This is a genomic window from Saccharothrix sp. 6-C, from assembly GCF_016695385.1.
GTDB lineage: Bacteria > Actinomycetota > Actinomycetes > Mycobacteriales > Pseudonocardiaceae > Actinosynnema > Actinosynnema texasense.
Map to the genome: position 1 here is coordinate 2,286,392 of NZ_CP064192.1, position 19,289 is coordinate 2,305,680.

Annotated in this window: 14 protein-coding genes; 10 read left to right on the top strand and 4 right to left on the bottom strand. The window is 70.7% G+C overall.

The features are described from left to right. The first annotated feature begins 13 nt into the window (after positions 1-13). Positions 14-1,153 (top strand): Gfo/Idh/MocA family protein, encoded by a 1,140-nt coding sequence (locus IOD16_RS10470; protein WP_123742463.1) that lies wholly within the window; start codon positions 14-16, stop codon positions 1,151-1,153. Beyond that, positions 1,150-2,154 carry a sugar phosphate isomerase/epimerase family protein gene (locus IOD16_RS10475; RefSeq protein ID WP_123742462.1) on the top strand — a complete coding sequence of 335 codons (1,005 nt, stop codon included), beginning with the start codon at positions 1,150-1,152 and terminating at the stop codon, positions 2,152-2,154. The genes IOD16_RS10470 and IOD16_RS10475 overlap by 4 nt, the downstream gene beginning before the upstream one ends. Positions 2,155-2,208: 54 nt before the next feature. Here IOD16_RS10475 and IOD16_RS10480 read toward each other — a convergent pair whose 3' ends face one another. Continuing rightward, positions 2,209-3,378, bottom strand: coding sequence for a cytochrome P450 (locus IOD16_RS10480; protein ID WP_201439871.1), 1,170 nt, complete (start codon positions 3,376-3,378; stop codon positions 2,209-2,211). A 63-nt stretch (positions 3,379-3,441) separates the two neighbouring features. Between IOD16_RS10480 and IOD16_RS10485 the strand changes: the two genes are divergently transcribed. Together IOD16_RS10485 and IOD16_RS10490 are read left to right on the top strand one after the other, a co-directional pair. Next, complete coding sequence (locus tag IOD16_RS10485; RefSeq protein WP_201439872.1) at positions 3,442-4,764, top strand: CoA transferase; 1,323 nt, start codon at positions 3,442-3,444, stop codon at positions 4,762-4,764. A 212-nt stretch (positions 4,765-4,976) separates the two neighbouring features. Beyond that, positions 4,977-6,617 carry a serine/threonine-protein kinase gene (locus tag IOD16_RS10490; RefSeq protein ID WP_236594872.1) on the top strand — a complete coding sequence of 547 codons (1,641 nt, stop codon included), beginning with the start codon at positions 4,977-4,979 and terminating at the stop codon, positions 6,615-6,617. A 25-nt stretch (positions 6,618-6,642) separates the two neighbouring features. Here IOD16_RS10490 and IOD16_RS10495 read toward each other — a convergent pair whose 3' ends face one another. Further along, positions 6,643-7,584 carry a GNAT family N-acetyltransferase gene (locus tag IOD16_RS10495; protein ID WP_201439873.1) on the bottom strand — a complete coding sequence of 314 codons (942 nt, stop codon included), beginning with the start codon at positions 7,582-7,584 and terminating at the stop codon, positions 6,643-6,645. A gap of 66 nt (positions 7,585-7,650) precedes the next feature. On the opposite strand from IOD16_RS10495, the gene IOD16_RS10500 reads away from it, so the two are divergent. From IOD16_RS10500 to IOD16_RS10510, 3 genes are all read left to right on the top strand, one after another. Continuing rightward, positions 7,651-9,852, top strand: coding sequence for a M20/M25/M40 family metallo-hydrolase (locus IOD16_RS10500; protein WP_201439874.1), 2,202 nt, complete (start codon positions 7,651-7,653; stop codon positions 9,850-9,852). Between the two features lie 415 nt (positions 9,853-10,267). Then, positions 10,268-11,341: a DUF262 domain-containing protein gene (locus tag IOD16_RS10505; RefSeq protein ID WP_201439875.1), complete on the top strand. Its 1,074-nt coding sequence runs from the start codon at positions 10,268-10,270 to the stop codon at positions 11,339-11,341. A gap of 44 nt (positions 11,342-11,385) precedes the next feature. Continuing rightward, positions 11,386-12,279, top strand: coding sequence for a HEPN domain-containing protein (locus IOD16_RS10510; RefSeq protein ID WP_201439876.1), 894 nt, complete (start codon positions 11,386-11,388; stop codon positions 12,277-12,279). Positions 12,280-13,097: 818 nt separating this feature from the next. Here IOD16_RS10510 and manD read toward each other — a convergent pair. Both manD and IOD16_RS10520 read right to left on the bottom strand, forming a co-directional pair. After that, positions 13,098-14,327 carry a D-mannonate dehydratase ManD gene (gene manD / locus IOD16_RS10515; RefSeq protein ID WP_201439877.1) on the bottom strand — a complete coding sequence of 410 codons (1,230 nt, stop codon included), beginning with the start codon at positions 14,325-14,327 and terminating at the stop codon, positions 13,098-13,100. Beyond that, positions 14,324-16,267 (bottom strand): cellulase family glycosylhydrolase, encoded by a 1,944-nt coding sequence (locus IOD16_RS10520; protein ID WP_201439878.1) that lies wholly within the window; start codon positions 16,265-16,267, stop codon positions 14,324-14,326. Before IOD16_RS10520 ends, manD begins: the two co-directional genes overlap by 4 nt. Before the next feature lie 69 nt (positions 16,268-16,336). On the opposite strand from IOD16_RS10520, the gene IOD16_RS10525 reads away from it, so the two are divergent. The 3 genes from IOD16_RS10525 to IOD16_RS10535 all read left to right on the top strand — a co-directional run bounded on the left by IOD16_RS10525 (position 16,337) and on the right by IOD16_RS10535 (position 19,261). Next, on the top strand, positions 16,337-17,371 hold the full coding sequence (locus IOD16_RS10525; protein ID WP_236594873.1) for a LacI family DNA-binding transcriptional regulator: 1,035 nt from the start codon (positions 16,337-16,339) through the stop codon (positions 17,369-17,371). A 10-nt stretch (positions 17,372-17,381) separates the two neighbouring features. Continuing rightward, the gene (locus tag IOD16_RS10530) at positions 17,382-18,254 is read left to right on the top strand and encodes an NAD-dependent protein deacetylase (RefSeq protein ID WP_201439879.1); all 873 of its coding nucleotides are present in this window, start codon (positions 17,382-17,384) and stop codon (positions 18,252-18,254) included. A 95-nt stretch (positions 18,255-18,349) separates the two neighbouring features. Continuing rightward, positions 18,350-19,261: a phenylalanine 4-monooxygenase gene (locus IOD16_RS10535; protein ID WP_201439880.1), complete on the top strand. Its 912-nt coding sequence runs from the start codon at positions 18,350-18,352 to the stop codon at positions 19,259-19,261. The last annotated feature ends 28 nt before the right edge of the window (positions 19,262-19,289 follow it).

Consider the following 19,289-nt stretch of genomic DNA (forward strand, 5'->3'; position numbering starts at 1 on the left):
CGAAAGGCTGCTGATGACGGAAGAGATCGGCGTGGGCATGGTCGGCCACGCGTTCATGGGCGCGGTGCACTCGCACGCCTGGCGCAGCGTCCACCGGTTCTTCGACGTGCCCCTGACGCCTCGCCTGGCCGTCCTCGGCGGGCGTGACCCGGTGCGCACCAAGGACGCGGCGACCAAGTACGGCTGGGCGGCCGTCGAGACCGACTGGCGCGCGCTCGTCGCCCGGGACGACGTCGGCCTCGTCGACATCTGCACCCCCGGCGACACGCACGCCGAGATCGCGCTCGCCGCGCTCGCCGCCGGCAAGCACGTGCTGTGCGAGAAGCCGCTGGCCAACACGGTCGCGGAAGCCGAGGCGATGGCCGCCGCCGCGGAGGAGGCCGCCGGGCGCGGCGTGCGGTCGATGGTCGCGTTCAACTACCGGCGGGTGCCCGCGATCGCGCTGGCCCGCAAGCTGGTGGAGGAGGGCCGCATCGGCGAGGTCCGGCACGTGCGCGCGGTGTACCTGCAGGACTGGCTGTCGGACCCCTCGTCGCCGATGACGTGGCGGATGCGCAAGGAGAAGGCCGGGTCGGGCGCGCTGGGCGACCTCGGCGCGCACATCGTGGACGCCGCGCAGTTCGTCACCGGCGACCTGATCACCGGTGTCAGCGCCACCACGGAGACCTTCGTCCGCTCCCGGCCCGACGGCGACGGGTTCGCCGACGTGACGGTGGACGACGCGGCCGTGTTCCTGGCCCGCTTCTCGTCCGGCGCGCTGGGCACGTTCGAGGCGACCCGGTACGCGTTGGGCCGCAAGAACTCGATGAGGCTGGAGGTCAACGGCACGCGCGGCAGCCTGGCGTTCGACTTCGAGTCGATGAACGAGCTGTCGGTGTTCTCGGCCGACGACGGCTCGGCGGCCGGGTTCCGGCGGATCCTGGTGACCGAGGCCGACCACCCGTACGTGGGCGCGTGGTGGCCGCCGGGTCACCTGCTCGGCTACGAGCACACGTTCACGCACGAGGCCGCGGACTTCCTGACCGCCATCGGCGGTGGCGTCGACCCGGCGCCGAGCTTCACCGACGGCCTGCGCGTGCAGCGGGTGCTGGCGGCGGTGGAGGAGAGTGCCGGGCAGCAGTCGACGTGGACGATGATCGGAGACCCCCGATGAGCCGACCGGTCACCTTGTTCACCGGCCAGTGGGCCGACCTGCCGTTCGAGGAGGTGTGCCGGCTCGCGTCCGGCTGGGGCTACGACGGGCTGGAGATCGCCTGCGGGGGCGACCACTTCGAGGTGGACAAGGCGCTCGCGGACGACGACTACGTGCCGGCGAAGCGCGCGATGCTGGCGCGGTACGGGTTGGACGTGTTCACGATCTCCAACCACCTGGTCGGGCAGGCGGTGTGCGACGACCCGATCGACTTCCGGCACAAGGCGATCCTGCCGTCCCGCATCTGGGGCGACGGCGAGCCGGAAGGCGTGCGGCAGCGCGCGGCCGCCGAGATGGCGGACACCGCGCGTGCGGCGGCCCGGTTGGGCGTGGGCACGGTGGTCGGGTTCACCGGCTCGTCGATCTGGAAGTACGTGGCGATGTTCCCGCCCGTGCCGCAGGCCGTGATCGACGAGGGGTACGCCGACTTCGCGCGGCGGTGGAACCCGATCCTGGACGTGTTCGACGAGGTGGGGGTGCGGTTCGCGCACGAGGTGCACCCGTCGGAGATCGCGTACGACTACTGGACGACGCGGAAGGCCCTGGACGCGGTGGGCAACCGGCCCGCGTTCGGGCTGAACTGGGACCCGTCGCACTTCGTCTGGCAGGACCTGGACCCGGTCGGGTTCATCCTCGACTTCGCCGACCGGATCTACCACGTGGACTGCAAGGACACGAAGAAGCGCTTCGACGGGCGCAACGGGCGGCTCGGGTCGCACCTGGCGTGGGCCGACCCGCGGCGCGGGTGGGACTTCGTGTCGACCGGCCACGGCGACGTGCCGTGGGAGGAGTCGTTCCGCGCGTTGAACGCGATCGGGTACCGCGGGCCGATCTCGGTGGAGTGGGAGGACGCCGGGATGGACCGGTTGCGCGGGGCGGAGGAGGCGGTCGGGTTCATCCGGCGGCACCTGTTCGACCCGCCGGCCGCGTCCTTCGACGCCGCGTTCAGCACCGGCGAGTGACCAGGCCGGCGCCCACCTGCGCCGGTGGGCGCCGGCCACTGCCCACCGCCCGGTTCACCAGGTGATCGGCAGCGAGCGGAGGCCGTAGATCGGCGCGTCGAACTTGAACTCGACGTCCTCGAACGGCACGGCGAGGCGCAGGGTCGGCAGGTGCGTCACCAGCGCCCGCAGGGCCACGCGCATCTCCAGGCGCGCCAACAGCTGCCCGACGCACTGGTGCACCCCGCTGCCGAACGCGAGGTGCGCCCGCGCGTCCCGGCGCAGGTCGAGGCGGTCCGGGTCGGGGAACGCGGCCGGGTCGCGGTTGGCGGCGAACAGGGAGGCGATCACGCCTTCGCCCGCCGCGAGCACCGTCCCGCCGACGGTCGCCTCACCCGCCACCGCCCGCACCACCCCGTGGTGCACGGGGCTCAAGAACCTCAGCAGCTCCTCCACCGCGTTGTCGACCAGGCCGGGTGCCGCGACCAGCGCCTCCCACGCCGCCGGCTCCCGTTGCAGCGCCAGCACGGACAGCGCGATCGAGTTCGCCGTCGTCTCGTGCCCGCCGACGAGCAGCAGCACGGCCATCCCGACCGCCTCCTCGTCGGTCAGCCCCGGCTCCCGCACCAGGCGGCTGATCAGGTCGTCGCGGGGGTCGAGGCGGCGGGCGCGGATCAGGTCGGCCAGGTAGGCGTGCAGCTCGTCCAACGCCGCCCGCACCCGCTCGGCGGACAGCGACCGGTCCAGGTGGGCGCGGCTCCGGGTGGAGAAGAACTCCTGGTCCGACACCGGGACGCCGAGCAGCAGGCAGATCACGTCCGACGGCACGGGCAGCGCGAACGCGCTCACCAGGTCCGCCGGCCGAGGCCCCGACCGCAGCGCGGCCAAGCGTTCGTCCGTGATGCGTTGCACTTCGATGCGCAACGCCTCCATCCGACGCACGGTGAACTCGCCGGTCACCATCCGGCGGTAGCGCGTGTGCTCGGGCGGATCGGTGACGAGGAAGCTCCCCGGCGCGGCCTTGCGGTCCACCACCGGCCGCAGCTGGGGGAAGCCGGGCGTGCTCGGGTCCGACGAGAACCGGTCGTGATCCCGCAGCACCGCCCGCACGTCGTCGTACCGCGTCACCAGGTGCGCCTGCTGACCGTGCCGCAACGACACCGGGCACACCGGCGCGTCCACCCGCAACGACGCGAACTCCGCCGGAGGGTCGAACCCGGGACGACGCGCGATCGGGTAGTCCATGGTGATCGACCTTATCGCCGCGACCCGCCACCAACAGGCCCCCGGAAGACGCACACTGCACCCGTGGACCCGGTGACAGCGCACGCCTGGGCGGCCCTCGGCGGCCGACCCGACCTGACGGTCGACTACACCTCGGCGGGCGACGTGCTCAGCGCCCGACTGCCCGTCCGCGACCTGGCACGCGCCACCGTGGGGGTGTGCGCCCTCGCCGCGGCCGAGCTGAAAGCCGCGCGCGACCACACCCCGATCCCGCCGGTGACGGTGCACGAGGCCGCCGTCGCCACGGCGTTCACCAGCGAGCGCCACCTCCGCGTCGACGGCCGCCCGGGCGGCGGCTTCGCGCCGCTGTCCGGGTTCTGGCGCACCGCCGACGGCTGGGTCCGCACCCACGCCAACTACCCCCACCACAAGGAACGCCTGCTCGGAGCCCTGGGCGTGGCCGACGACCGCGCCGCCCTGGCCGATGAGCTGGCCACCCGCCGAGCCGTCGAGGTCCAGGAGACCGTCTACGCGGCGGGCGGCCTGGCGGTCGCGGTCGCCACCGGACCCGATCCCACCCGGCGTCCCCTGGTCGACGACCGCCCCACGCCCGCCGCGAAACGCGTCCTCCCGCCGGCCGCGCGCGCCGCCGACGGCGTCCGGGTCCTCGATCTCACCAGGGTCATCGCGGGCCCGGTCGCCACCCGCACCCTCGCGTTCCTCGGCGCGGACGTCCTCCGCGTCGACCCGCCCCACCTGCCCGAGGACCCCGACATCCACGCCGACACCGGCATGGGCAAGCGCTCCACCCTGCTCGACCTGGCCACCCGGCACGGCCGGCGCGCGTTCGACGACCTCCTCGACCACGCCGACGTCGTCGTCACCGGCTACCGGCCGGGCGCGCTCGACCGCCACGGCGTGAGCCCGGAAGCACTGCACGCGCGACGCCCCGACCTGGTGATCGCCCGGCTGACGGCCTGGGGCCACACCGGCGACTGGGCGGACCGGCGCGGGTTCGACAGCCTGGTCCAGGCCGCCACCGGCATCGCCGCCGCCGAGAGCGCCGACGGCCTGGGCCGCGCCGACGGACCGGGCGGCACCCCCGGCGTGCTGCCCGCCCAAGCCCTCGACCACGGCACCGGCTACCTGCTCGCCGCCGCCGTCCTCCGGGCCCTCACCGAACCGCTGGGCCGGCGCCTGGACCTGTCGCTCGCCGCCACCGCGTCCTGGCTCCTGCACGACGCCGAACCCTCACCCGCGCGCGGCGCCTACGACCCCGACCCCTGGCTGGTCGAGACCCCGTCGCCCTACGGCGTCCTCCGCCACGCCCGCCCGCCGCTCGTCCACGGCGGAACGTGGGACCACCCGCCGACCGCCTGGGGCGCCGACGAACCCCGCTGGCGGTGAGAGCCGACCGGCGAAGTCCACAAAGGACCGTGCCGTCGAGTCCGCGGAACACGCCCCCCGAGGGTTCGGTGGCGCGCGGCTCACCTGCGTGACCGACCCGCGTGGTGAAGGGACAAACGACCACTGGAAGTGTTACGACTGAAACGCACGTTCGAGTGGTAGCCCGATCGGGTACCCCGTCGCCGGACGTGCGCGCGACGTTGGGAGCACGGGTGGTGGACCGCACTATCGCAGGCCGGTATCGGCTGACCGAGCGGATCGGCACGGGCGGGATGGGGGTGGTGTGGCGGGCCGAGGACCAGCGGCTGCGCCGCATCGTCGCGGTCAAGGAACTGCTGTCCCGCACCGGGTTCGACCAGGAGTCGATCGACCGCGCGGTCCGGGAGGGGCGCATCGCGGCCCGCCTGTCGCACCCCAACGTGATCGCCCTGTACGACGTGGTCGAGTACGACGGCCACCCGTGGCTGATCATGGAGTACCTGCCGTCGCGCAGCCTGGCCACGGTGATGAGCGAACGCGGCACGCTGCCGGCCGAGGAGGTGGCCCGGCTCGGCGTGCAGCTGGCGGACGGGCTGGCCGCCGCCCACCGGGCGGGTGTCACGCACCGTGACGTGAAGCCGGGCAACGTGCTGGTCACCGAGTTCGGCACGGTCAAGGTCACCGACTTCGGCACCTCGCGCGCGACCGACGAGGCGACCGTCACCGCGTCCGGGCTGCTCGTCGGCACGCCCGCCTACCTGGCCCCGGAGGTGGCGCGCGGCGGGAAGGGCGAGTTCCCGGCCGACGTGTTCGCGCTGGGCGCGACGCTGTACGCGGCGCTGGAGGGCACGCCGCCGTTCGGCGTGGACGGCAACACCATCGCCCTGCTGCACCGGGTCGCCGACGGCCGGTTCCCGCCGCCGCGCAACGCCGGTCCGCTGACGCCGGTGCTGATGCGCCTGCTCGACACGGACCCGGAGACCCGACCGAGCATGCCCGAGGCCGCCGACATGCTGCGCGACGTGCGGTTCGACGGCCCGACGCCGCCGCCTGCGCCGCCGTCCCCGACGCCGACCGCGATCCTGGCCTCACCCCTCGATCCGGTGCCCACGCCCGAGCCGACGCCCGTCGAGCCGACGCCCGAACCCCAGCCCGCCCAGGTCAAGCCGGTTCCGGTGCAGCCCGCCCCGGTCCAGCCCACCCCGGCCCGTTCCGCCCCGGTCCGGCCCGCGCCGCCGCAACCGAACCCGTCCCCACCGGACCCGCCCCGGCCGGCACCGGCCCGGTCCGCGCCGCCGGACGAGGAGAAGCGAGGCGACCGCAAGGCGCTCATCGCCCTCGCCGTCGTGGCCCTGATCGCCATCGCCGTCGTGACGTACCTGGTCACCCGGGACGGGGACGGCTCATCGGCCGCGGGGACGGACCCGACCAGCCAGACCACCGCCGAGGCGACCACCGGCGCGCCCGCCGAGACCCGACCCGACCAGACCACCGAGGAAGAGCAGCCGACCACGACCACCACGCCGCCGCCCGGACCGACGACCTCCGACACCACCCAGCCGCCCGTCGAGATCGGCCCGGACCAGGCGCTGAGCGAGTACTACGGCCTGCTGCCGAACGACCTGGAGACCGCCTACGGCCGCCTCACCGACGGGTTCAAGGCCGCCAGGTCGCCGAGCTTCGGCGCCTACCAGGGCTTCTGGGGGCAGATGAGCGCGGTGTCCGTCAGCGACGTGCAGGCCGTCGGCCCGCAGCAGGTGACGGCGACCGTGTCGTACACGTTCAAGTCCGGCCAGACCCAGACCGAGCGGCACCTCTACACGTTGGTCAAGATCAACGGGCAGTGGGCGATCGACGGTCAGCAGGCCGCCTAGCGGACTCCGGCGGCGTCGCGGCCGGTCACCCGAACCGGCCGCGCCACACGTCGATCACCAGCACCGGCCGCATCCCCACCGACTCGTAGAGGCCGAGCGCGGGCGTCGGGTTGTTCGAGTCGACGTGCAGGACCGTGCCCACGCGACCGTCGCGCGCGTCCAGGTGGAAGGCGTGCCCCAGCAGGTGCTTCGCCACCCCGCGACCCCGCGCCCCGGCCCGCACGCCCAGGTGGCCGACGTAGCCGCGGTTCTCGTCGGCGAACTGGTCGGTGCGCTCCAGGAACCCGGCCGGCCGGCCGTCCAGCTCCGCCAGCCACAGCCCCGACCAGTCGAAGACCGACTTGCGGTCCTGCCCGTCGTGCCACTCCCCGTAGGTCTTCGGCACGAACCCGAAGTGCCCGGCGAACGACGCGTTCCACACCTCGTGCGCGGCCCGCCGGACCCGCGGGTCCACGGCCTGCCGCAGCACCAGCCCCGGCACGGGCGCGGGCGGCGGCACGTCGCCGACGTGGTCGACCCGCATCCGGTGGAACGTGGTCGCGACCTCGAACCCCAGCGCGGCCACCCGCTCCCGCAGCGCCACGTCGTCCCGGTAGACGCCGTGGTCGACGGTCACCGCGTCGTGCCCGCCGGCCTGCCCGAGCTCACGGGCACGGCGCAGCACCCTGGTGAACAGCCAGTCCACCAGCACCGGGTCCCGGGACACCACTTCGACGTCCACCTGGTCGCTGCCGCCCTTGCCGTTCGCGGTCGCGTACCCGACCGGCGCGCCCGCCGCGTCGAGCACCAGCCACGCGTCGCGGGCCAGGTCGAACCCGGGCCGGGCCAGCTCGTCCCGCATCTCGTCGAGCGTGTAGTCGGCGAACCCGACGACCGCCGTGGTGCAGGCGTGCACCAGGCCGAGGATCGGCTCGGCGTCGTCCGCGCGCGGCGGCCGGACGGTGTGACCGGCGGGAAGGGCGTCCATGGCGGACATGGTGCGCGGCGCTTCCGGGCCCTGTCGATCGGGTTTCGACCGGGTTAGGGTCTCCGGATGGTCGAAGGCGCCCGTCGGGTGTTGGTCCTGCTCATCGTGATCGCCGGGGTGGGTGTGACGGCGGTGCTGGGGTTCCGGCCGCCCTCGCCCGTGGCGGACGCGCCGCCGGCGGAGTTCGCCGCCGGGCGCGCCGAGCGGCACCTGGCAGCCATCGCCCAGCGGCCGCACCCGATCGGTTCGGCGGACAACGAGCGCGTCCGCGACTACATCGTCGACACCGCCCGCGGCCTCGGCGCGGACGTCGCGGTGGAGTCCGACGACGTCGTGCGGCCGTGGCGCGGGGTCCGGGTGGCCACCACGCACAACGTCGTCGCGCGCGTGCCCGGCGCGGAGCCCTCGGTGAGCGGCGGCAAGGCGTTGCTGCTGGTCGCGCACTACGACTCGGTGCCCACCGGTCCGGGCGCGGCCGACGACGGCGCGGCGGTCGCCGCGATGCTGGAGACGCTGCGCGCGTTGACCACCGGCGGGGTGCGCAACGACGTGGTGTTCCTGTTCACCGACGGCGAGGAGGCCGGCGCGCTCGGCGCGGACGCGTACGTGCGGCGCCACGGGGTCGACGGCGTCGGCGCGGTGCTGAACTGGGAGGCGCGGGGCAGCGGCGGGCCGGTGTGGATGTTCCAGACGGGTGCGGACAACGCGCCGCTCGTGTCGGCGTTCGGGCGGGCGAGCAGCAGGCCGATCGCGAACTCGTTCGCCTACGAGGTCTACCGGAGGATGCCGAACTACAGCGACTTCACCATCTTCCAGGACGCGGGCGCGCGGGGGTTGAACAGCGCGTTCATCGAGCACGTGCACGACTACCACTCGCCTTACGACGACCTGTCGCGACTGGACCGGGGGAGCCTCCAGCACCACGGCGAGACGATGGTGGGGCTGGTGCGGGCGCTGGGCGACCGGGACCTGCGGGCCGGTGGCGGTGGCGGTGACGCGGTGTACTTCGACCTGTTCTCCCGGGTGCTGGTGCACTACCCGACGTGGCTCGCGGTGGCGTTGGCCGCGGTGACGGTGGTCGCGCTGGCGTCGGCGTTGGTCGCGGGTGTCCGGAGTGGCCGGCTGCGGTGGTCCGGTGTGCTCGGGGTGGCCGGCGTGGCGGTCGGCGCGGTGGTCGTGGTGGGCGCGGTGTCGTTCGGGGCGTGGGCGCTGGTGGCGGCGGTGCGGCCGGGCCTGGGGTTCCTGGCGTTGTCGGAGCCGCACGAGCGGGGCTGGTTCGTCGCCGGGTTCTGCGTGCTCGGGTCGGCGGTGCTGGTCGCGGCGGCGCGGGTGGCGCGGCGGTGGTCGCCGGCCGAGGTCGTCGCCGGGGTGCTGGTGGTGACGGCCGTGCTGCTGGCCGCCGCCACGGTGGCCGTGCCGGGCGCCGGGTTCCTGTTCCAGTGGACGCTGCTGCTCGGCCTGCCCGCGTTGTGGACGACCCGGCTGGCCTTCGTCGCGCCGCTGGTGGCGGCGGCGACCTTCCCGCCGCTGGTCGGCACGATGATGGTGGCGTTGGGCATGCCGTTGAGCGCGGTCGCGGTGGTGTTCGCGGCACTGGCCGGTGTGCTGCTGCTGCCGCTGCTGCCCTCGGGTTCGTGGTGGCCGGCGCTCGGCGTGACCGCGGTGGCCGTGGCGCTGATCGCGGTGGGGACCGCGCGGTTCGGCTTCGCGCCGGACGAGCCGCGCCCCGACTCGCTCGTCTACCTCCAGGACACGGGCGGCGCGAGCTGGCTCTCCGCCGACCCGGCGCCCGACGAGTGGACCTCGCGGGTGCTGGGGGAGAACCCGGAACGGGTGACGCTGCCGTACCCGGCGCTGGACAAGCCGATGATGCGCGCCGCCGCGCCCGACCTGCGCCTGCCCGCGCCCGGCGTGACCGCGGTGGCCGCCATCGACGGCCCGGTGCGGACGGTGACGTTCCGCGTCACGCCGAACGCGCGGGCGTGGCGGACCCACGTGACGCTGTCCGACCCCGGCCGGCGGGCGTGCCGCCTCGGCTCCACCGACCTGCCCGGCTCGGTGCTGGACCTCTACGGCCCGTCCAGTCGCGAGATCACCTGCGAGCTGGACCCCGGGACGCCGCTGGAGGTGGCCGTGGCCGACCAGTGGGCCGGCCTGCCCGCCGAGGCGACCGCCCTGATCGGCCCGCGCCCCCCGGACACCATGCCGGTCCAGTCGGGCAGCCGCGCCTTCGACGCCGCCGTGGTCCGCGCCGAGTTCCGCCTCTGACCGCTCTGCATAGGGATCTGACCCGCGTGCCCATCAGACGCGGTCACCGTGAGCGAGAACACGCAGTCTCACGATCACAGCACTCGACATCAGGCCACCACTTCGCGCCGTCGTGCCTACTGGCCGGACAGCACCCGGCCAAGCATGCGATGCTTTCGCGCGTGATCTCTACGCTATGCCTGGCCGAGTTGAAGGCAGGCACCCTGTCAACCACGGGAGCTAACCCATGCTGTCGATACATGGCCCAGGCAACGAATCGGCGACAAGGGGCATCGTGCGACATGGAGGATGCTCTATGACAGAACGTTGCGCGCTTCTTTACACGATCAGTTTGGTGAATTTTAGCAACTGAAGACTCGAAGTCACCCGTGGAATCTATCGTAACTTTCATTCGCGCAGAACGACAGGTGTATTTGTGAATCGAGAAGCAGAGATCACTAAGAGATTTGAAGATGCGCAAAATGCGCTAGTGCTACAGGCCTCCGATCTTTCGCTCGAAACTATTGCGGCAATGGTCGAAGCGGAATCGATTGACATCCGGCCGCAGTTTCAACGTAGGGAAAGATGGGACATCGCGCGACAGTCCGCCTTGATTGAATCTTTCTTGCTGAACATTCCCGTCCCGCCCGTCTATCTCGCTGAGGACGACTTCGGCAAGTATTCGGTAATTGATGGCAAGCAGCGCATCACTGCAATCGCCAACTATATGCGTAATGGTTATCAGCTGAACTTTATAGACCGTTTCCCGGAAGTGCAGGGGGCTTACTTCTCGGATCTCCCTAAACGTCTTCAGAACGCACTCACCGTTCGGCCTTATATCCGAGCTATCACGATTTTGCGTCAATCGGGGCGGCAAACAAAGTATGAGGTCTTTCACCGGCTGAACTCAGGGGGACAACCTCTTAATGCCCAGGAGATCCGCAATGTCATATACCGTGGCCTTCTCAACGACGCGCTGATCGAACTGTCAAAAAATTCCTTCTTGCGAAAACAGCTCAAGATCAAGGACGATCGCTCACCAGCTTATCAGGCTATGACTGACGTCGAGTTTGTTCTGAGGTACTTGACTCTGACAGAAGAGTGGCAGAACTTCTCCAGTGATTATAGAAAATCAATGGATAACTTCATGGAGCGTCACGAAGATGCGAGCTCTCGTGAAGTGGCGGAATATAAACTTTCTTTCCAGAGGTCTATAGGATACTGTGAGAGCATTTGGGGTGAGTTTGCCTTCAAGCGTCCGGATAAGAATAGCTGGCGTGATCAGGCTCTTGCGGGAATGTATGACGCTCAAATGGTCGCCATCGGTCTTCTGACCGACAAGCAGGCGGAAGCGGCGGTGAGAAGGCGTACAAGCGTGATCGATGGCACTCGTGATCTTTTCAATGATGACGAATTCGAAACAGCTGTTCGAGTGGCGACCAACACGCCGAGTCGGGTGCGCCTACGCGTGGAACGAATGTACGATCTACTGAGGACTGTTGGTCGATGAGTACACTATCTCCTGCGCGTGCCGCTCTCATCGATCGTATCTCGGTGACCAGGGCAGCTTTGCAGGAAGAACTTCTTATCGATAAGCAGCTTACTGCAAAAGAGCATAACCAGCGGGCTTCTCTCATCAGGAACGGGCTGATGGTCGTTGCCTTTACTACTCTTGAAGATTTCATTAGAAACAGGATTGCAGAACTGCTTGTTCATCTTAGTCGGACCATCGTTCACTTCGAGGATCTTCCAAAAGAGTTGCAACATGCCGCAACCATGGAAGCGGCCCGCGCCGCTCATAGCCGTGCCTTGATGCTGATGCGATCGGGAGAAGACCCGTTGTCGTTGATACAGCAAGCGGCCGGGGAGATCGCGAGCACGGGGCAGGGGGCATTGCAGATAAGTCCCTACAGTTTTGGATATAAAGGGTCAAACCTATCAAGCGGAGAGATTGCCGAGATACTGCGGTGCCTACAGGTGGCGGACGCGTGGAATGAAATGTCAAACATAGCGTCTCGTTGTGGTTTCGGAAGCTTGCCACTAAAGGCTCAATTTGATCAGGGTGCACAAAACCGGCACAGCGCCGCGCACAGCACTTCCACGAACATCCAGCCCGTGGATCTCGAGAATTTCTGTAAACAGGCTTTGGCCATCGCGTCTAGCTTTGACATTCTTGCAAGTCGCGCGGTACGTCTAATCAAAGAAGGTGTCGGTGATATATTGGTGGCAAAAATCAAACTTTCCTCACATGTAAGTTTGAGGTTTATTGATACCCAGGCAGGCAAGTATGCGGAGAAGAACGAGGGAAGTCATCGGGCTTTCCGGGTTCACGACGATTTGAAGTCTGCGTGGCGTGAAACTGTGGGTCGCGCTCGGGTCGACCACCGTCCGATCATTCAACGTGACGCCGCGAAATTTCCGGTGGATTGGATGGTTACTGACTTCTAGTCGGTAGCTCGGCGAATGCTAGATCGTTTGCTCTTGCCGCGATCGGCCAAAATACGGTTGGCGCTTCATGTCTTACGTCCATGATGACTATCGTGGATATGTTCCGCTCATGGCGTGTCGCTGGCTCGATCTAGACTTAAGTTTGAGTTGGTTCAATGCGACTGAAAATGGTTTAGTTTTCCACTGATTCGGGCTCGGTAAGCTCTCGGTGTTTCATGTCTTCGAGCGGTATTATTCAATTGAACTAGCCAGTAGTTGTAAATTTGGCGACTCTGTCGAGCAGTGTTACCACTCCGTTGTCGAACGCTCGCGGCCCGATCAGCTCCAGGTTCGCCTGGTCGTTCTCGGGCCTGAATCTGCTGCCTGCAGCACAACAGCACGGAGTGGACGTACACCCGGTAATGGTCGATCAGGCCGAGGTGGCACAACGGGACGTCCAGGTTCGGCCGCTCGCCCCAGGTCCGCGCCCACCGAAGCCTTCGACGCCAGAACCTCCTCCGGCACCACGTCACGCACGATAGTCGAGTTCGGTCCCACTGCCCCCACGTCCGTCAGTACACGACCCTGGGCATGCCACGCCATATCCGGGCGGATTGCACCACCCCCGGGAGGCGGCCGCGTAGCAGCCTGCAGTCGGGTAGTGCTTGTCCATCAGGTCGTAGATCCGCCGCCCCTTCGAGTACGCTCATCGACGTGCTCGGCGTTGAGAGCCGGTGCAGCTTGCCATCCACCGAGTGCCGGTCGACTGGGCCGTCGAGCCCTTCGAAGAACCCGTCGACCGACACCGGAGGGAGTGTCCGATCTTCCGAGCGTACGGCTCACCAGTCGTGGAGGGTGCCGTCCGCCAGGCGGTTGACCGGCAGGTAGGCGGCGCGGTAGGGGAAGCGGGCGGCGGCGTTCCCGTCCAGTTCCACGCCCAGCCCCGGCGCGTCGGACGGGTGCAGCAGGCCGTCGGTGAACGTGCAGGACGTGCGGAACACCTCCAGCGTTTCCGCCGAGTGCGGCATGTACTCCTGGATGCCGAAGTTGTGCACGGCCAAGTCCAGGTGCAGCGCGGCGGCCATGCCGACCGGGGAGATGTCGGTCGGCCCGTGCATCCCCGACTTGACCCCGTACACCGCGGCGAAGTCCAGCACCTTCTTCAACGCCGTCACCCCGCCCGTGTGGGTGACCGCCGACCGGACGTAGTCGATCAACCGCTCGCTCAGCAACGTCGTGTAGTCGTGCACCGAGTTGAACACCTCGCCGATCGCCAGCGGCGTGGTGGTGTGCTGCCGGATCAGCCGCAACGCCGCCTGGTCCTCGCCGGGCGTCGCGTCCTCCAACCAGAACAGGTCGTACGGCTCCAACGCCTTGCCCAGCCGGGCCGCCTCGATCGGGGTCATCCGGTGGTGGCCGTCGTGCAGCAGCGGCAGCTCCGGGCCGAACTCCGACCGCACCGCCTCGAACACCGACGGCACGTGCCGCAGGTAGGCCCGCGTGTCCCAGCTCTCCTCCACCGGCGACGCGGTGGGCCGCGCCGGCTCGTAGTCGTACCGGTCGCCGCCGCCGGCCGCCGACGCCGCCACCCCGTACACCGTCGCCAGCCCGGGGATGCCGGTCTGCACCCGGATCGCCCGGAACCCCAGCTCCAGGTGCAGCCGGATCGAGTCGAACAGCTCCGGCAGGTCGCGCCCCGACGCGTGCCCGTAGGCCAGCGCGCCGACCCGGCACGCCCCGCCGAGCAGCTGGTACAGCGGCATCCCCGCCGCACGTGCCTTGATGTCCCACAAGGCCGTGTCGACGGCGGCGATCGCGGCCATCGTCACGGGACCGCGCCGCCAGTAGGCGCCCCGGTACAGGTACTGCCAGGTGTCCTCGATGGCCGACGCGTCCCGCCCGACCAGCAGCGGCACGACGTGCTCCCGCAGGTACGCCTCCACCGCCAGCTCGCGCCCGTTCAGCGTGGCGTCGCCCAGCCCGGTGATCCCGTCCTCGGTGGTGACCCTGAGCGTGACGAAGTTCCGCCCCGGACAGGTCACCACGACCTCCACCGCCGCGATCTTCACGACTGCACCTCCCGCACTTCCGCCACGACGACGCCGTACGCGGCCAGCTCCACGGCGGCCATCGGCGCGCCGTCCAACGTCACCAACCGCCCGTCGAGCACCGGTCGCACCACGACCGGCGAGGCGTGCTGGCTGACGAACCACGCGAACACCCGCCCGTCGACCGAGTGCTCCATGAGCCCCGTCATCACCAGCGGGTCGTCCACCCGGACGGCGGGCGGCACGCCCGCGACTGCGGCCAGCGCCGCGTACAACCGCCACGTCGGCTCCGGGTTCACCCGCGGCGTCATCGCGGCCATGTGCTCCAACGGGTACGTGCACAGCACGACCCACCCGTCGCCGACCCGGTGCCGCAGCAGCGCGGGCCGCCCGTGCCCGTCCACCGCCAGCACCTCCGCGCCGTCCGGCGCCACCGGCAGGAACGCGCGCGACTCGGCCGTGCCGCCGACCCGGAACACCAGCTCCTCGCCCGCGCCGATGCCGCCGAAGTCCCGCTGGAACACCATCCGCAGCGAGTCGTCCTCGATCGGGTCGACCAGCCCGTACCGCAGCTGCTTCACCACGCCGAACGTCTCGTCCAGGTCGGGCCACCACGGCCCGCGCTGCGTCCGGTGCTCGCCCACGAAGTACGACGCGTAGACCACCGCGCCCGCGGCGGCGCGCTCCACCAACGTCCGCCACGTCGGCGCGGTGAGCTGCTTGACCGACGGCACGAGGTACAACGCGCAGTCCTCCGGCACGCCGTCCAGCTCGCGCACCACCCCCACCGGCAGGTCCGCCTCCCGTGCCGCGATGTACGCCTGCCGCGAGTTGTCCGCCACGGCGGTCGCGTCCTCGGGCTGCGTGAACGGGTACCGCGCTTCCAGGAACGACGACACCAGCAACGCGATCGAGGTGTCCGGCCGTCGCAGCCGCGCGAAGTCCGTGCGCCGCAGCACTTCGGTGAACGCGTGCACCTCCCGCAGCTGCGCCTTCGGCCGCCCCTCGGAGTCCGTCAGCCCGAAGTGCATCTCGAACGGGTGGTGCCGGTACGGCTCCTGGTCGGCCAGGTGGTCGTAGTCGGTGTTGTTCCACGGTATCCAGCCGGTCGCGCCCGCCAGCAACGTCGTGTGCAGCACCTGCCGGTAGTAGTGGGCGGCGTTCTCCTCCGACGCGTAGTCCGACGTCACGCCGAACTCCTCCAGCACCACGGGCTTGCCGCCGATGTCGAGCAGCTCGCAGACGAACGCCGCGCCGAGGTGCAGCCGCACCTGGTCGTCGTCCATCCGGTACACGTGCGGCCCGTGGAAGTCGATCAGCGGCGCCAGGTCGCGCACCCGGAAACCGTTGTCCAGCCCGGTGACCTCCACGCCCCACGCGCCGTCGCCCACCGACACCGGCTGGGTCGCGCCCGCCGCGCGGATCTCGCCGATCAACGCCGCCGCCCACGCCGTGACCGCGTCCGCGTCCAGCGTGCCGATGCCCCGCGACCGCCAGTCGGCGTAGATCGGGATCTCGTTGCTCAGCAGCCACCCCGCCACCGCCGGGTGGTCGTGCCACCGCTCGGTCAGCTCGCGGACGTACCAGCGCTGCCGGTCCAGGAACGACTCGTCGGTGAAGACGTCCCGGCCGTCCCGCCACGCCGGGTCCCAGTTCTGGCCCGACATGTGCCCGACGACGAAGGTCGGGATCGTCCGCATCCCCCACGCGCGGTGCCGGTCGAGGAAGTCGTCGTACCGGGCCAGCAGCTCGCCGTCCAGCGAGTCCTCGGCCGGCATGAAGTCCGGCCAGTAGCAGAAGCTGCGGGTCAGGCCGATCCCGTGCTCGCGCATCACGCGCAGCTCCTCGTCCACCACGGACGGGTCGTAGTCGCGCCACATCAACGGGCCGCCGGTCCGCGACCAGTAGTTGACCCCGACCCAGACGTCGGGGCCGGCGAGCTTGGCGGAGTTGCGCTGCATGGCCACAGGTATATCGTTTAACCTGACGTATGTCGAGGCACTGCGATCAGCCGGTGTAACGTTCACCGAGTGGCCAGCCGCAAGCCGACGATCGCCGACGTCGCCGCTCTCGCCGGCGTGTCGGTGGCGGCCGTGTCGAAGGTCGTCAACGGCAAGGCGGGCATCTCCGCGCCGACCCGCGACCGCGTCCTGACCGCCGCGAGCAAGCTCCGGTGGACGCCGTCCGCCGCCGCCGTGGCCCTGCGCTCGGCGAAGACGCGCGCCATCGGCATGGTCGCCCGGCGCTCGCCGGACCTGCTCAGCGCCGACCCGCACTTCACCCTGCTGATCTCCGGCATCGAGGGCGAGCTGTCCCCGCTCGGGTACGGCCTGCTGCTGCACATCGTCGGCGAGGAGCCGAGCGCGGAGGAGGTCGCCTACCGCAGGCTGGCCGACGAACGGCGGGTCGACGGCGTCGTGCTCACCGAGAGCCGGATCGGCGACACCCGGTTCGAGCTGCTGCGGACCCTGGACGTGCGCACCGTGCTCATCGGCACGCCGTGGCGCGCCGACCCGGTGCCGTCCGTGCAGGCGACGGGGCTGGACAGCGGGATCCGTGCGGCCGTCGAGCACCTCGTCGCGCACGGGCACCGGCGCATCGCCTACGTGTCCGGCCCCGAGGACCGGGTCCACACCCTCCACCGGCGCCGCGTGTTCCAGGACGCGCTGGCCGCGCACGACCTCGCCCCCAGCCACTCGGTCGTGTCCGACTTCACCGCCGCCGGCGCGGTCGACGCCATCGGGAAGCTCCTCGCGGAGCACCGCCGCCCCACCGCCGTGCTGTTCGCCAACGACTCGATGGCCGTGGCCGGGATGAGCGCCGCCCGCCGGCTGGGCGTCGACGTGCCCGGCGAGCTGTCCGTGGTCGGCCACGACGACCTGCCGCTCGGCGAGCTGGTCTACCCCCAGCTCACCACCGTGCGCCAGGACCTGATCGGTCTGGGCCGCGCGGCGGCACGCGTGCTGCTCGCGTCCCTGGGCGAGGTCGAGGACGCGTCGGTCGACGTCCGGCCGCCGGAACTGGTGGTCCGCGAGTCCACCGGACCGGCGCCCGACCGCACGTAAGGTGGAGGCCATGCGAACCCGGCCGACGTTGAGCTGGACGCCGACCGGCGCGCCGTTGCCGCGCACGACCAGCCTGGACGAGGTCGTGCGGGTGGTCGCGGACGGCCGGGTGCTGGTGCTCAGCGGCGCGGGGCTGTCGACCGAGTCCGGCATCCCCGACTACCGGGGCGCGGCGGGCAGCCTGCGCAAGCACACCCCGATGACCTACGACGAGTTCGTCGGCAGCGCGGAGGGCAGGCGCCGGTACTGGGCGCGCAGCCACCTCGGCTGGCGGACCATCGCCCGCGCCGCGCCCAACACCGGCCACCACGCCGTGGCCGAGCTGCACGCCCGCGGCCACCTGTCCGGTGTCATCACGCAGAACGTCGACGGCCTGCACCAGGCGGCCGGCACGCCCGACGTGGTCGAGCTGCACGGCAGCCTCGACCGCGTGGTCTGCCTGGACTGCCGCGAGGTCAGCGCCCGGGAGGACCTCGACCGCCGGTTCCGGGCCGCCAACCCCGCCTTCGAGGCCACCGCCACCCGGATCAACCCGGACGGCGACGTGGACCTCGCCGAGCACGAGGTGCGGTCGTTCCGGCTGGTCGGGTGCGCCGGCTGCGGGAGCGGCGTGCTGAAGCCGGACGTGGTGTTCTTCGGCGAGAACGTGCCGCGCCCGCGCGTCGAGCGGTGCTACCGCCTGGTGGACGAGGCCGACGCGCTGCTCGTGCTCGGCTCGTCGCTGACCGTCATGTCCGGCCTGCGGTTCGTGCGGCACGCCGCCACCGCCGGCAAGCCCGTCCTCATCGTCAACAAGGGCGAGACCAGGGGCGACGTCCACGCGACCGTGCGCGTCGACCTCCCCTTGGGGCAAGCCCTGACCGAGCTGCTCGCCCGGCTGTAGCGCTCCGTTCCCGAGCCGGGGCCCGACATCACCCGGCGGGGTGACCAGCGTCCGTCGGCCGAGTGCCGGCACACGGCCCGGGTACGCCTCCGTGCATGACGAGCGAAACCATCGACGTGCCGGCACGGACGCCGGTGGCCCCGGACGGGACGCTGGGAGCCGCCCCGCTGCACCCCGGCCTGAGCGACCCCGCCTACCTCCGGCGCCGTGACGCGATCGTGGCGCGGGCCGAGGGCCACGAGGTGGGCGAGCCCTCGCCGCCGGTCACCTACACCGAGCGCGAGCACGAGACCTGGCGGCAGGTGCACACCGCGCTGGCCGCGGTCCAGGAGGACGCGGTGTGCCGGGCGGTGCTGCGCGCCCGGGACACCGCGCCCATCCCCGCCGACCACGTGCCGCAGCACGCCGAGGTCGGCGACCGCCTGCACGAGCTGACCGGGTTCCGGTTCACCCTCGCCGGCGGGATCGTGCCGGACGAGCGGTTCCTCGGCGCCATGGCGCGCGGGTACTTCCACGCCGTGCAGTACGTGCGGCACCCGGCGATGCCGCTCTACACGCCCGAGCCCGACGTCCTGCACGACGTGCACGGCCACGGCACGCACCTGTCCTCGCCGTGGTTCGCCGACCTCTACCGGCTGGTCGGCACGGCGGCGGCCCGGGTGTCCGGCGCGGCCGCCCTGGACCTGATCAGCCGCGTGTACTGGTTCACCCTGGAGTACGGCGTCGCGGTCGAGCGGGGCCGGGTCAAGGCGTACGGTGCGGCGCTGCTGTCCTCCTACGGCGAGCTGGGGCGGCTGCACCGCGCCGAGATCCGGCCGTGGGCCGTGCCGCGGGTCGTGACCACCCCTTACACCGCCGCCGGGTACCAGCCGGTGCTGTACGCGATGCCCTCGCTGGAGCACGCCGCCGACGCCCTGCACGACTTCCTGGACGAGTTCGACGAGGACACCCCCGCCCGCCTCGGCCTGCCCGCGCCGGCCGAGGACGGGCACGGCGCCGCCGCCTGACGTGGGTCGTCGTGCTCGTCGTGGCGGG